An 11,825-nucleotide genomic window follows, 5' to 3' on the forward strand; every position below is an offset into this window, starting at 1 on the left:
CATGAGCCTGCCGCGCGCGCCCGATCGCCTGCCCGACGAGATGGCGGCGGCCATCGGTCACGCCATCGCCGGATTCGGCTTTCTGGAGGAAGCGTTGAAACGCGCCATCTTCTCGCTGACGCGCCGCCAGCTGGGCGAGGAGGTCAGCGAACGCGCCTTGCAGGACTGGCTGCGCCGGATCGAGGAGATCGCCGACGATACCCTGGGCACGCTGATCGACAGCTTCGCCGCCGCCATGAAGCAGGCCGGCGTGGAAGGGCGCGAAGGCTTGTCGGCTGACCTGCGCGCCATCCGGCTGAAGCGGAACCTGCTGTGCCACGCATCCTGGCGGCCGGGCAGCAAGCCGGGCCACTGGCACCCCACCTTCATCAATACCCGAGGCGAGCGTTACCCGGACGAGATGGATCCGGCGGCTGTTCACGCCATCCACGCCGACACGCTGTCTGCCGCCCGGCGCGTGGTGTCGATCATGCGCAAGACGGGAATCGACGGCGAATGGGCGGGATTTGAGGACAACCCGTGATGAGAATGACCGCAGATTATCCGAAGATCTGGCTTGCCGGCTTCGTGCTGGCAGGGTGGCTGGCCGGGCGTCTTGCGCCGCATGGTCCCGGATGGCTTGCAGGCTGGGGCCTGGTGCTGGCCTTGGCCGGGCTGGCGCTGATGATATGGGCGGGATGGACCATGCGCCGGGCGCATACGACCGTCGATCCCCATGGCCAGCCGCGCCATCTGGTGACGTCCGGGCCTTTCCGGCTGTCGCGCAATCCGATCTATGTCGCCGATGCGATGATCCTGGCGGGGTTGTGTCTGGCTTTCCGCGCCCCTCTGGCAGCCGTGCCGCTGGTGGCAGGGTTCGTCCTGGTCATCTCGGCCCGCTTCATCCCGCACGAGGAGCGGCGGCTGGCCCAGGCCTTTCCCGATGCATTCGCGGCATACCGGCAGCGCACGCGCCGCTGGCTGTGACCGCGCCCTTTCGCGCGTTGCATGACGGCGCGCGCCGCGCTAACAGCGGACGACCTTACGCAAGAGGCCTTCATGTCGTCCTCCCTCCGCCTGGGCATCGCCGGGCTTGGCACCGTCGGGATCGGTGTCGTCAAGATCGTCCAGAAACACGCCGATCTTCTGGCGCGCCGCACGGGCCGACCCGTGTCGATCACCGCCATCTGCGCCCGCGACAAGATGAAGAACCGCGATGCCGACCTGTCGGCCTATCGCTGGGAAGACAATGCCATGGCGGTGGCCACCGCCGATGATGTCGATGTGTTCGTCGAACTGGTGGGCGGCGACAGCGGCATCGCCAAGGACAGCATCGAGGCGGCGCTGCGTTCGGGCAAGGATGTCGTGACGGCCAACAAGGCGCTGCTGGCCGTCCACGGTCAGGCGCTTGCCGAACTGGCCGAGGGGCTGGGCCGCACCCTGCGCTTCGAGGCGGCGGTGGCAGGCGGCATCCCGGTCATCAAGGCGATGACGGAATCGCTGGCCGGGAACGAGATCCGCCGCGTCATGGGCGTGATGAACGGCACCTGCAATTACATCCTGACGCGGATGGAAAGCGCGGGCCTGCCTTATGAGTCGGTGTTCGAGGAAGCGCGCCAATTGGGATACCTGGAAGCCGACCCGACGCTGGATGTGGGCGGCATCGACGCGGGGCACAAGCTGTCGATCCTGTCCGCGATCGCCTTCGGGACGCAGGTCAACTTCGATGCGGTCGAGATCGAGGGGATCGAGCGCGTCAGCATCGACGACATCCGCCGCGCCGCCGACATGGGCTACAAGATCAAGTTGCTGGGCGTGGCGCAGATGACCCCGCGCGGGCTGGAACAGCGCATGTCGCCCTGTCTGGTTCCGGCGGACAGCCCGCTGGGGCAGTTGATGGGCGGCACGAACATGGTCGTGGTCGAGGGCGACAGCGTGGGCCAGATCGTGCTGCGCGGCGCGGGCGCGGGCGAAGGCCCGACCGCAAGCGCCGTGTTGTCCGACATCGTGGAGATCGCGCGCGGCGTGCGCCTGCCGGTCTTCGGCCAGCCAGCGGCCAGCCTGAAGGCCGCGCAACCCGCGCGGACGGCGGTTCCGGCAGCCTATTACATGCGTCTGGAATTGCAGGACAAGCCGGGGGCGCTTGCCAAAGTCGCAACCGTTCTGGGCGATGCCGGGATTTCCATCGACCGGATGCGGCAATACGGCCAGCACAGCCCGGAAAGCGTCCCGGTTCTGGTCGTGACCCACAAGACCACGCCCGAGGCCATCGACTATGCCATCGAGGCCCTGCCCCGAACCGGCGTTCTGGCCAGCGATCCGGTGGAATTGCGGATCGAGGAAGTCTAACGAAGAAAGGGGGCGCTCGCGCCCCCTCTTGCCTCATGGAGGCAATTCACCCCCAGAGGATATTTGCGCACAGAAGATGGGCCGTCAGCTTCCCGCGATGATCCGAACGTAATTGCGGGTTTCGCGGTAAGGAGGGATTCCGTTGTATTTCTGCACCGCGCCCGGCCCGGCGTTATAGGCGGCAAGCGCCAGGCGCCAGTTGCCGAACTGGTTGTACATCATCCGCAGATAACGCGCACCGCCGTGCAGGTTCTGCACCGGATCATGCGGGTTGACGCCCAGCTTGGCTGCCGTTCCGGGCATAAGCTGCGCCAGGCCCGTCGCGCCCTTGTGCGACCGCGCCCGGGGATTCCAGCCGGATTCCTGCTGCACGAGGCGAAGGAACAGGTCCTCGGGGATGCCATAGCGGCGCGCGGCCTCTCGCGCGTGGGGGATGAAGTCGCTGCGCTTGCCGCGATATGCGGGGATGTTGGCGGAAAGCTGGATATCGACCGAGTTGTCGCCGCCGCCGCGCGCGTTGGGCCGCAGACGGGCCGATTGCTGGTATTGCCCGGCAAGGCGGGAATCCATCAGCCGCGTCTGGCGGGCGAATTGTTCGGCACGGGATTTCGATGAACTGCCCGACAGGCGAAGCCCCTCGGCCGAGGCAGGCACGGCGATTCCAGCGATCAGCAACGCACACAGACCCGCCTTGATGGTAGGGATGATTGTCATGTCCCTGTCCCTCGTTGTTGTGGGTTTTGACGGGACTATACAGAAATCGGACCGCATCGCCAGCACCGCTTTTCGGGCAGGTCCGCTGCGGCGGCAAAGCGCCCATTTGCATCGCGACGGGGGCTGCGCTAGACCGTTTCCAAAGGACACATTTGCAGGAAAACGTCATGGCAGGCAGCGTCAACAAGGTCATCCTGATCGGCAATCTGGGCCGCGACCCCGAAATCCGCACCTTCCAGAACGGCGGCAAGGTCGCCAACCTGCGGATCGCCACATCGGAACAGTGGAAGGACCGCAACACGGGCGAACGCAAGGAGCGGACCGAATGGCACAGCGTCGCCATCATGTCCGAGGGCCTGGTGAACGTGGTCGAGCGATTCCTGAAAAAGGGCAGCAAGGTCTATGTCGAGGGCCAGCTGGAAACCCGCAAATGGCAGGACCAGTCCGGCCAGGAACGCTATACCACCGAGGTAGTCCTGCGCGGCTTCAACGGCACGTTGCAGATGCTGGACGGGCGTGATGGCGGCGGTTCGGGCGGTGGCGGCCAAGGCAGCGGCGGTTTCGGCGGCGGCGGTTATGACGAATACGACCGCGGCGGTCCCTCGTCGGGTGGCGGCAGCCAAGGCGGCGGCAGCCGCAGCGACTACGACGACGAAATCCCGTTCTGATGCCTGCCGGGGCGCGCGGTCAGCGCGCGTCCCGCAGCACAGCCGCCAGCGTATCGGCCTGCACGTCGTCGCTGACGAAAGCCTCGCCGATGCCACGGGCCAGGACGAAGCGCAGGCGGCCGTCCACGACCTTCTTGTCCTGTCCCATCAGCCTGATCAGCGCCGCGTCGTCAGGCAGGTCGCCCGGGATGTCGCGGATGGCGGCGGGCATTCCCATCTGGCGCAGATGGGCCAGCACACGCGACGGCGCCTCCTGGCTGCACAATCCCATGCGGGCCGACAGATCGAAAGCCAGGGCGCAGCCGATCGCCACCCCTTCGCCATGCAGCAATCGCGTCGAATAGCCGGTGGCAGATTCGAGCGCGTGGCCGAACGTATGGCCCAGGTTCAACAGGGCGCGTTCGCCTTGTTCCGTTTCATCACGGATCACGATTCCGGCCTTCATGGCGACCGAATGGGCCACAGCGTGCTGGCGCAGGGCCATGTCGCTGCGCAGGCGGGGGGCATTCACCTCCAGCCACTCGAAGAAACCGGCATCCCCCAGCAGCCCGTATTTGGCGACTTCACCATAGCCCGCCAGGAAGTCGCGCGGCGCCAGCGTGTCCAGCACCGCGATATCGGCCAGCACCAGCGAAGGCTGGTGGAAAGCGCCGATCAGGTTCTTGCCATGGGGGCTGTTGATCCCGGTCTTGCCGCCGACACTGCTGTCCACCTGCGCCAGCAGCGTGGTGGGGATCTGCACGAAGCGGACGCCGCGCCGCAGGATGGCGGCCGCGAAGCCCACCAGGTCGCCGATCACGCCCCCCCCGAAAGCCACCACGATGTCGCGCCGCTCGATCCGCTGTTCCAGCAGCCATTCGACGCAGGCTGTCAGATGGGGCCAGCTTTTGGTGGCCTCGCCAGGGGGCAGGACCAGGGCCTCGGACACGATTCCCTCGGCGCTCAGCGCACCCTGCAACCGCGGCAGATGCAGCGCCGCGACGGTTTCGTCGGTGACGATGGCCACGCGCGGACGGCGCAGCAGGGGTGCGATTTCGGCCCCCGCGCGGTCGATCAGACCGGCGCCGATGCGGACATCATAGGCGCGGTCGCCCAGGGGCACGTGGACGGTGACGGGTTCAGGGGTCATGGTGTCTCGATCAGCAGGTTTGCATCGGCGGTGCGGATTGCGTCCAGCAGCCGCGTGGTGGCGGCATCGACGCTGTCCGCAGGGCGGGCGGGAAAGGTCAGTTCCGCCAGGGCATAGATCGGATTGCGTTCTTCCAGCAGGCGGGCCAGCGTGCCCTTGGGATCGGCGGTTTGCAGCAGGGGCCGCGTGCTGCGCTGGCGCACCCGGTGCCACAGCGTCTCCAGGTCGCAATCCAGCCAGACTGACAGGCCCGCCGCCTTGATGGCCGCGCGGTTGCGTTCCTGCATCCAGGCCCCCCCGCCGGTCGAGATGACGCGCGGCGACTGGCGCAGGATGCGGGCGATCACCTGTGCCTCGCGGTCGCGGAAGAACGCCTCGCCGTCGCGGGCGAAGATCTCGGATATGGACATGGCGGCCGCTGTCTCGATCTCGACATCCGAATCGGTGAAGGGGACGTGAAGCCGCCGGGCCAGTTCCGTCCCCAGCGCGGTCTTGCCCGCCCCCATCATCCCGATCAGCACGATATGGCGCCTCAGGCGCTGGCGCATGTCCGTCCCCCGTCCATTGGCCGACTGAATGGCGTGATCTTTCGGAAAATGCCATATATATTCCGGCCAGACCGGCGAAAGACCGGCCGAAAGACACAAACAACAATGAAACGAGGCGAAATTCGATGCGGCTGCTCAAGGTTCTGGTGGTGCTGATTCTGGCCGCGGTGATCGGCCTGGCCGGTTACGCCTATTTCGGCGACATGCAGCCGGTCCGGTCCGAGGTCCGCAGCCCGATCGGTGCCGCCCCCACTGCCCAGGCCCCCGCCGCCCCTGCAACCGAGGCTGAACCCGAGTGAGCAGCCGCCTGCTGCCCTTGGCCATGATGCTTGGCCTTGCCTGGTCCGCCCAGGCCCAAACGCCGCTTTCGGCAAGCGACTGGCTGTCGGGCAGCGTGCGCGGGCCTGACCGCGAAAGCTCGGCTTGGCGTCCGGGCGACGCGCCGCCTCCTGGCGTTCCCGGCGCGCCCGGACCCAAGCCAGTCGCCACGACCGGCGAGGTCGGGTCGGTTCAGGTCACGCGCCTGGGGATCGGAAATCCCGACAGCGTGGGCCTTCGGACGCCGCGCAAGGCGGGGCTTCCGGCCGATCTGTGGCAGGGCAGCGATGCCGCCACGCTGGCCGGCCTTATCCTGCGCACGCCCGCCCGCCTGCCGGCGATGAACGCGCTTCTGGATCGGGTGCTGACCACGCAACTCGCCCCGCCCGCGCAGTCGGCTGCGCCGCAGGGGACGCTGTTTCTGGCCCGCGCCGATCGGTTGCTGGATGGGGGCGCGGTGGACCGGGCGCAGGCGCTTCTGATCGCAGCCGGTCCCAGCAACCCGGAAATCTTTCGCCGCCTGTTCGACATCGCCCTGCTGGAAGGGGACGAGGCGCGGGCTTGCGAGATCATGAACACCACACCCGGCATCGCGCCAAGCTTTGCCGCCCGGATCTTCTGCCTGGCCCAGACCGGCGACTGGGCGGCTGCCGCGATCAGCCTGCACGGTGCGGAAACGCTGGGCCTTCTGGACCAGCATCAGGCGGTGCTGCTGACGCATTTTCTGGACGACGCCTATGTGGACAGCGGCGAGACGCTTGCCACGCCGGATCGCATGACTCCGCTGGATTTCCGCATCCACGAGGCGATCGGCCAGCCGCTTCCCACATCGTCGCTGCCCATCGCCTTCGCCCATTCCGACCTGCGCCCCAACAACGGCTGGAAGGCCCGGCTGGAAGCGGCCGAGCGTCTGGCCCGCGCCGGCGCCATCGCCCCCGCCACCCTGCGCGCGCTTTATACCGAACAAAGTCCCGCCGCGTCGGGCGGCGTCTGGGAACGCGCGGGCGCGATGCGCACGCTGGAGGCCGCCCTGGCCAGCGGCGATCTTTCGTCTGCGCTGCCTTCGGCATTCGACCAGTTCCACCAGGCGGGCATGGCCGATGTTCTGGCCGCGATGATCGCCGCCGACCTTCCCCAGGACGGCGAAGGCCGGGCCGCGCAGATCGCCACCTGGTTGCGCCAATGGCAGGGGCTGCCGGCGCCGGTGCCGCTGGTCCTGGACCCCGCGCTGAAGGCCGACCCGGTCCAGCCGCCCGCCACGCAGAAGGGAGAGGCGCTGCTGACCGCCATGGCCGATATAGACGCGGGCCTGGACGGGGATCTGCCCCGCGCGGGCCGTGGCCTTGCCACCCTGCGCGCCCTGGGCCTGGGGGCCGAGGCCGATCTGGCAGCCGCGCAACTGTCGCTGTTGCCGGTGATGCGGCAGAATCCATGATCGCCGATCACCGCGCCATATCCGCCTTCCTGGACGCCAAGGCCGCCGAATCGGGATCGGCGCGCAACACGGTCCTGGCCTATGGCCGCGACCTGCGCGACCTGTCCGGCTGGCTGGCCGCGCGCAGGCTGGCCCTGGCGGATCTGACCCGCGAACGGGTCGAGGATTACCTGGCCCATTGCGACGCACAGGGTCTGTCGCGCGCCACACGGGCGCGGCGCTTGTCGTCGATCCGGCAGTTCACCCGCTTTGCGCTGGAGGAGGGCTGGCGCGACGACGACCCCGCCATCCGCATCAGCGGACCGGGCCGGGCCAAGCGTCTGCCCAAGACCCTTGATCGGGACGAGATCGACGCCCTGCTGGCCGCGGCGCCCCTGCTTGGGCGGACGGATGCCGAACGCGCCCGCAACCTCTGCCTCATGGAGCTTCTCTATGCCACCGGGATGCGCGTCAGCGAACTGGTGGCCCTGCCGGTGGCCGCCTGCCGGGGCGATCCGCGCGTCCTGCTGATCCGGGGCAAGGGCGACAAGGAACGCATGGTCCCGCTGACGCCCCCCGCCCGCCGGGCGCTGTCGGCCTGGCTGGCCATCCGCGATGATGCCCCCAAGGACAGCGCCCTTGGCCGCCTTGTCGCGGGCAAGGGCGCGCGGTGGCTGTTTCCCGCCCCCGGGGCGGCTGGCCACATGCCACGCCAGACCTTCGGGCGCCTTCTGAACGACATGGCCGTGCAGGCGGGCATTTCCCCCGCCCGCGTGACCCCGCATGTGATCCGCCACGCCTTCGCCACGCATCTGCTGCAAGGCGGCGCCGACCTGCGTTCCATCCAGACCCTTCTGGGCCATGCCGACCTGGGCACGACCGAGATCTATACGCATGTCCTTGACGAAAGGATGCGCGATCTGGTGCTGACCCATCATCCCCTGGCCCGAAAGACCTGAACCCGTGACACTTGCCCTGCGCCAGCCCGCCAATGCCCAGGCCACCGGGATTGCCCTGATATTGGCCGCGATCCTGGGCTTTACCCTGATGGACGCGACGGCCAAGCACCTGACCCAGACCTATCACCCCGCGCAGGTCGTCTGGGCGCGCTTCATCGGCAACCTGGCGATCTTCGCCGTTCTCTTCCGCGGCGCGATGCCCATGGTGATGCGCACCCGCAGGCCCGGCCTGCAATTCGCCCGCGCGCTGATGCAACTGGGATCCGTCGCGCTGTTCTTCAGTTCGCTCCAGGTCATCGGCCTGGCCGAGGCGACGGCGATCATGGACTTGAACCCGGTCCTGATCACCCTGGGCGCGGCCCTGTTCCTGGGTGAGAAGATCGGCCCCCGCCGGCTGGCGGGCATCGCCGCCGCCCTGGTCGGCGCGCTGATCATCATCCGGCCGGGCCTGGGCGTCTTTCAGCCCGCGGCCCTTCTGCCACTGGCCGGGGCCTTCACCTATGCCACGGGCGCCTTGCTGACGCGGATGGCGCGGACGGATTCGGTCGCCACATCGGTGATGTGGTCGGCGGTCGTGGGCAGCGCCCTCACCTCGCTTGCCGTGCCCTTCGTCTGGCAGCCGATTGCACCTTCCGACCTGTGGGCCTTTGCGCTGCTAGGCGTTTTCGGCACGCTCAGCCAATACCTGCTGGTCCGCGCCTTCGCCACCGCCGAGGCCGGGGTGCTGGCCCCCTTCGGCTATACCGGGCTGGTCTGGGCGGGCTTGTGGGGCTGGCTGCTGTTCGGACAGTTGCCCGACCTCTGGACGGTGACGGGCGCCACCATCATCGTGGCGGCGGGCCTCTATGTCTGGTCCCGAGAGGCAAGCGCCGCGCGAAAGACCCCATGAGCCATTCCGACACCCCGCCCCTGTCCGACCGCATTGCGAATGCCGCCTTCCTGTCGGTGATCGGCCTTGCCCGGCTGCTGCCCTATGACAAGCGCATCCCCGCCGTGGGCTGGCTGTTCGCGCATGTCCTTGGCCCGTTGGCCGGGTGGCGCCGGAGGATCCGCCAAAACCTGTCACTGGCCCGCCCCGACCTGACGGAGGACGAGGTTAAGTCACTGGTCCGCGCCGTCCCGAACAACGCAGGCCGGTCCGTGGCCGAGATCTATTCGGGCGAGGAATTCACCGCCCGCATTCACGCGGCCGACCCTCTGGAAGGCCCCGGCCTGCCCGCGCTCGAATCCGCTTTTGACGCGCAGCGCCCCGTCATCATCGCCTGCGCCCATTTCGGCAACTACGACGCCATGCGCGCGGCCCTTGCCGCACGCGGCTGGCCCGTCGGCGCGCTGTATCGCCCCATGAACAACGAAGCGTTCAACCGCCACTACATCCCCGCGATCAGTGCCATCGCCGAACCGCTGTTCCCGCGCGGGCGGTCAGGCCTGACGGCGATGCTGCGCTTTCTGAAGGGCGGCGGCTGGCTGGCCCTGGGGTTCGACCAGTATGACCGCCACGCGCCGGAACTGCGCTTCTTCGACCTGCCCAGCCGCACCGTCCTGACGCCAGCCGAACTGGCGCTGCGCTATGACGCGCTGTTGATCCCGGTCCATGGTATCCGCTGCCCGGACGGACTGCGCTTCCGGGTCCATGTCGGCCTGCCGGTCGAACATGGCGAACCCGCCGCCATGATGCAGGCGCTGAACGACGACCTGGAAATGCTCGTGCGCCGCCACATGGATCAGTGGTTCTGGGTGCATCGCCGCTGGAAATAAGCCCCTTGCTGTTTGTCCGCGCACATGGCCTGCGCGCGGGCGATCCTTGCCTGACCGTGCGGCAAGACCCTATGTCCCTTGCAACGCGTCTGGCGCAGCAAAGGGATAACCATGAAGAAGATCGGCTTTCTGTCCTTCGGCCACTGGTCGCCCGAACCGGGGTCGCAGGTCCGCACGGCCCAGGACGTGCTGCTGCAATCCATAGACCTTGCCATCGCCGCCGAGGAACTGGGCGCGGACGGCGCCTATTTCCGCGTGCATCACTTTGCCCGCCAGCTTGCCTCGCCCTTCCCGCTGCTGGCGGCCGTCGGCGCACGCACCAGCCGGATCGAGATCGGCACCGGTGTCATCGACATGCGCTATGAAAACCCGCTGTATATGGTTGAAGACGCGGGCGCGGCCGACCTGATCTCCGGCGGGCGGTTGCAGCTTGGCATCAGCCGGGGCAGCCCGGAACAGGTCGTCGATGGCTGGCGCTATTTCGGCTATCAACCCGCCGAGGGCGAAAGCGACCAGGACATGGCCCGCCGCCATACCGAGGTCTTCCTGCAGCAGCTTGAAGGCAAGGGCTTCGCCCGCCCGAACCCCCGCCCGATGTTCCCGAACCCGCCGGGCCTCTTGCGGCTGGAACCCCATTCGCCGGGGCTGCGCGACCGCATCTGGTGGGGATCGGCTTCCAACGCGACGGCGGAATGGGCTGCACAGATGGGGATGAACCTGCAAAGCTCGACCCTCAAGGTGGACGAATCGGGCGAACCCTTCCACGTCCAGCAGGCTCGCCAGATCCGCACCTATCGCGATGCCTGGGCGGCGGCAGGCCACAGCCGGACCCCGCGCGTATCGGTCAGCCGGTCGATCTTCGCCTTGGTCAGCGACATGGACCGCCGCTTCTTCGGGCGCGGCGGCAAGGACAGCGACCAGATCGGCAATATCGACAACTATCGCGCCGTCTTCGGCCGCAGCTATGCCGACGAACCCGACCGCCTGATCGAGCAGTTGCGCGAGGACGAGGCGATCGCCGAGGCCGATACCCTGCTGCTGACCGTGCCGAACATGCTGGGCGTCGATTACAACGTCCACGTCATCGACAGCATCCTGCGCCATGTCGCCCCGGCGCTTGGCTGGCGCTAACCCAATCCGGTTTCCCGCAGATACAATCTGACCGCATCCGCCACATGGCGGAAGCGGTCGCCGCCCAACTGCTTGCCGCCGAACCAGCGGGTCACGATGACCACATGGTCCCGCAATTCGGCGCGTTCCAGCATCTGCAGGATCAGCGCGCCTGCGCCGGCTTCCCCGTCGTCGTCCTTCACGGCCTCGCCCGAAAGGATTGCCGCCCAACTGTTATGAGTAGCCTTGGCGAACCGCTTGCTGCGCTTCAACTCGGCCAGCAGGGCCTGGGCCTCGGCGCGCGTGGCGGCGGGTCCGCCCGACACGGCATAGCGCGACCCCCGGTCCGAAATGATCTTGTCGAAGACGCGCATCGCCTGTTCAGGCGCCCCGCCGCCGCACGTAAAGCTCCAGCCGGTGATGGACGATCTCGTATCCCATCTCGGCCGCGACCTCGGCCTGCAGCCGCTCGATCCGATCGTTCATGAACTCGACCACCTCGCCAGTGTCCACGTCGATCATGTGGTCGTGGTGCCGCTGGTCCGCGGCCTCCCATCGGGCGGGTTCACCCTGGAACTCCAGCTTCTCGATGACACCCTGGGTCTGCAACGTCGTCAATGTGCGATAGACGGTCGCCAGCGACACCCCCGCCCCCGCGGCTTCGGCCCGGCGATGCAGTTCGGCGGCGTCGGGATGATCCTCGCTGCCCGCGATCACCCGCAGCAGGGCCGCACGCTGCCGCGTCACCCGCACTCCCGCCCGGCGCAGGGCCTGTTCCAGTTGTGAGGCACGGCTTTCCATGGAACCCTCATGACGCATCCCGCGTTCAGTTGCAACTAGTTCTCAACTATTGACAGATGAGAACGGCTCGCACATAAC

15 protein-coding genes are annotated in these 11,825 nt (G+C 67.7%); 10 read left to right on the top strand and 5 right to left on the bottom strand.

Annotated elements, in window-relative coordinates:
- The first annotated feature begins 1 nt into the window (after window position 1).
- From RAH32_RS04350 to RAH32_RS04360, 3 genes are all read left to right on the top strand, one after another.
- Complete coding sequence (locus tag RAH32_RS04350) at window positions 2–523, top strand: hypothetical protein (protein WP_306605487.1); 522 nt, start codon at window positions 2–4, stop codon at window positions 521–523.
- On the top strand, window positions 523–966 hold the full coding sequence (locus RAH32_RS04355; protein ID WP_306605488.1) for a methyltransferase family protein: 444 nt from the start codon (window positions 523–525) through the stop codon (window positions 964–966). The genes RAH32_RS04350 and RAH32_RS04355 overlap by 1 nt, the downstream gene beginning before the upstream one ends.
- A 72-nt stretch (window positions 967–1,038) precedes the next feature.
- Window positions 1,039–2,328, top strand: coding sequence for a homoserine dehydrogenase (locus tag RAH32_RS04360; protein ID WP_306605489.1), 1,290 nt, complete (start codon window positions 1,039–1,041; stop codon window positions 2,326–2,328).
- A gap of 84 nt (window positions 2,329–2,412) precedes the next feature.
- Here the strand turns inward: RAH32_RS04360 and RAH32_RS04365 are convergent, their stop codons facing one another.
- Window positions 2,413–3,042 (bottom strand): lytic transglycosylase domain-containing protein, encoded by a 630-nt coding sequence (locus RAH32_RS04365; protein ID WP_306605490.1) that lies wholly within the window; start codon window positions 3,040–3,042, stop codon window positions 2,413–2,415.
- Between the two features lie 167 nt (window positions 3,043–3,209).
- On the opposite strand from RAH32_RS04365, the gene ssb reads away from it, so the two are divergent.
- Window positions 3,210–3,710, top strand: coding sequence for a single-stranded DNA-binding protein (gene ssb, locus RAH32_RS04370; RefSeq protein ID WP_306605491.1), 501 nt, complete (start codon window positions 3,210–3,212; stop codon window positions 3,708–3,710).
- 19 nt (window positions 3,711–3,729) lie between these two features.
- Here ssb and aroB read toward each other — a convergent pair whose 3' ends face one another.
- Both aroB and RAH32_RS04380 read right to left on the bottom strand, forming a co-directional pair.
- Window positions 3,730–4,839 carry a 3-dehydroquinate synthase gene (gene aroB / locus RAH32_RS04375; protein WP_306605492.1) on the bottom strand — a complete coding sequence of 370 codons (1,110 nt, stop codon included), beginning with the start codon at window positions 4,837–4,839 and terminating at the stop codon, window positions 3,730–3,732.
- Entirely contained in the window at window positions 4,836–5,417 is a 582-nt protein-coding gene (locus tag RAH32_RS04380) for a shikimate kinase (RefSeq protein WP_306606543.1), read from the bottom strand. The genes aroB and RAH32_RS04380 overlap by 4 nt, the downstream gene beginning before the upstream one ends.
- 95 nt (window positions 5,418–5,512) lie before the next feature.
- Between RAH32_RS04380 and RAH32_RS04385 the strand changes: the two genes are divergently transcribed.
- From RAH32_RS04385 to RAH32_RS04410, 6 genes are all read left to right on the top strand, one after another.
- Entirely contained in the window at window positions 5,513–5,686 is a 174-nt protein-coding gene (locus tag RAH32_RS04385; RefSeq protein WP_306605493.1) for a hypothetical protein, read from the top strand.
- Window positions 5,683–7,140 carry a hypothetical protein gene (locus RAH32_RS04390; RefSeq protein WP_306605494.1) on the top strand — a complete coding sequence of 486 codons (1,458 nt, stop codon included), beginning with the start codon at window positions 5,683–5,685 and terminating at the stop codon, window positions 7,138–7,140. Before RAH32_RS04385 ends, RAH32_RS04390 begins: the two co-directional genes overlap by 4 nt.
- Window positions 7,137–8,078 carry a site-specific tyrosine recombinase XerD gene (locus RAH32_RS04395; protein WP_306605496.1) on the top strand — a complete coding sequence of 314 codons (942 nt, stop codon included), beginning with the start codon at window positions 7,137–7,139 and terminating at the stop codon, window positions 8,076–8,078. Before RAH32_RS04390 ends, RAH32_RS04395 begins: the two co-directional genes overlap by 4 nt.
- 4 nt (window positions 8,079–8,082) lie before the next feature.
- Window positions 8,083–8,967: a DMT family transporter gene (locus RAH32_RS04400; protein ID WP_306605498.1), complete on the top strand. Its 885-nt coding sequence runs from the start codon at window positions 8,083–8,085 to the stop codon at window positions 8,965–8,967.
- The gene (locus RAH32_RS04405; protein WP_306605500.1) at window positions 8,964–9,836 is read left to right on the top strand and encodes a lysophospholipid acyltransferase family protein; all 873 of its coding nucleotides are present in this window, start codon (window positions 8,964–8,966) and stop codon (window positions 9,834–9,836) included. Before RAH32_RS04400 ends, RAH32_RS04405 begins: the two co-directional genes overlap by 4 nt.
- A gap of 111 nt (window positions 9,837–9,947) precedes the next feature.
- Window positions 9,948–10,967 (top strand): LLM class flavin-dependent oxidoreductase, encoded by a 1,020-nt coding sequence (locus RAH32_RS04410; RefSeq protein ID WP_306605502.1) that lies wholly within the window; start codon window positions 9,948–9,950, stop codon window positions 10,965–10,967.
- On the opposite strand, the gene RAH32_RS04415 is transcribed toward RAH32_RS04410, so the two are convergent.
- Both RAH32_RS04415 and RAH32_RS04420 read right to left on the bottom strand, forming a co-directional pair.
- Window positions 10,964–11,320, bottom strand: coding sequence for a YigZ family protein (locus RAH32_RS04415; RefSeq protein WP_306605503.1), 357 nt, complete (start codon window positions 11,318–11,320; stop codon window positions 10,964–10,966). The genes RAH32_RS04410 and RAH32_RS04415 overlap by 4 nt on opposite strands.
- 7 nt (window positions 11,321–11,327) lie before the next feature.
- Entirely contained in the window at window positions 11,328–11,747 is a 420-nt protein-coding gene (locus tag RAH32_RS04420) for a Fur family transcriptional regulator (protein WP_306605505.1), read from the bottom strand.
- Window positions 11,748–11,825 lie beyond the last annotated feature (78 nt).

The sequence above is a fragment of the Paracoccus yibinensis genome (assembly GCF_030846195.1).
Taxonomy (GTDB): domain Bacteria; phylum Pseudomonadota; class Alphaproteobacteria; order Rhodobacterales; family Rhodobacteraceae; genus Paracoccus; species Paracoccus yibinensis.

Coding starts and splice junctions, on each gene's coding strand:
- RAH32_RS04360 (WP_306605489.1), top strand. CDS start 1,039: ATGTCGTCCTCCCTCCGCCTGGGCATCGCCGGGCTTGGCACCGTCGGG.
- aroB (WP_306605492.1), bottom strand. CDS start 4,839: ATGACCCCTGAACCCGTCACCGTCCACGTGCCCCTGGGCGACCGCGCC.
- RAH32_RS04395 (WP_306605496.1), top strand. CDS start 7,137: ATGATCGCCGATCACCGCGCCATATCCGCCTTCCTGGACGCCAAGGCC.
- RAH32_RS04355 (WP_306605488.1), top strand. CDS start 523: ATGAGAATGACCGCAGATTATCCGAAGATCTGGCTTGCCGGCTTCGTG.
- RAH32_RS04410 (WP_306605502.1), top strand. CDS start 9,948: ATGAAGAAGATCGGCTTTCTGTCCTTCGGCCACTGGTCGCCCGAACCG.
- RAH32_RS04385 (WP_306605493.1), top strand. CDS start 5,513: ATGCGGCTGCTCAAGGTTCTGGTGGTGCTGATTCTGGCCGCGGTGATC.
- RAH32_RS04350 (WP_306605487.1), top strand. CDS start 2: ATGAGCCTGCCGCGCGCGCCCGATCGCCTGCCCGACGAGATGGCGGCG.
- RAH32_RS04415 (WP_306605503.1), bottom strand. CDS start 11,320: ATGCGCGTCTTCGACAAGATCATTTCGGACCGGGGGTCGCGCTATGCC.
- ssb (WP_306605491.1), top strand. CDS start 3,210: ATGGCAGGCAGCGTCAACAAGGTCATCCTGATCGGCAATCTGGGCCGC.
- RAH32_RS04420 (WP_306605505.1), bottom strand. CDS start 11,747: ATGGAAAGCCGTGCCTCACAACTGGAACAGGCCCTGCGCCGGGCGGGA.
- RAH32_RS04365 (WP_306605490.1), bottom strand. CDS start 3,042: ATGACAATCATCCCTACCATCAAGGCGGGTCTGTGTGCGTTGCTGATC.
- RAH32_RS04405 (WP_306605500.1), top strand. CDS start 8,964: ATGAGCCATTCCGACACCCCGCCCCTGTCCGACCGCATTGCGAATGCC.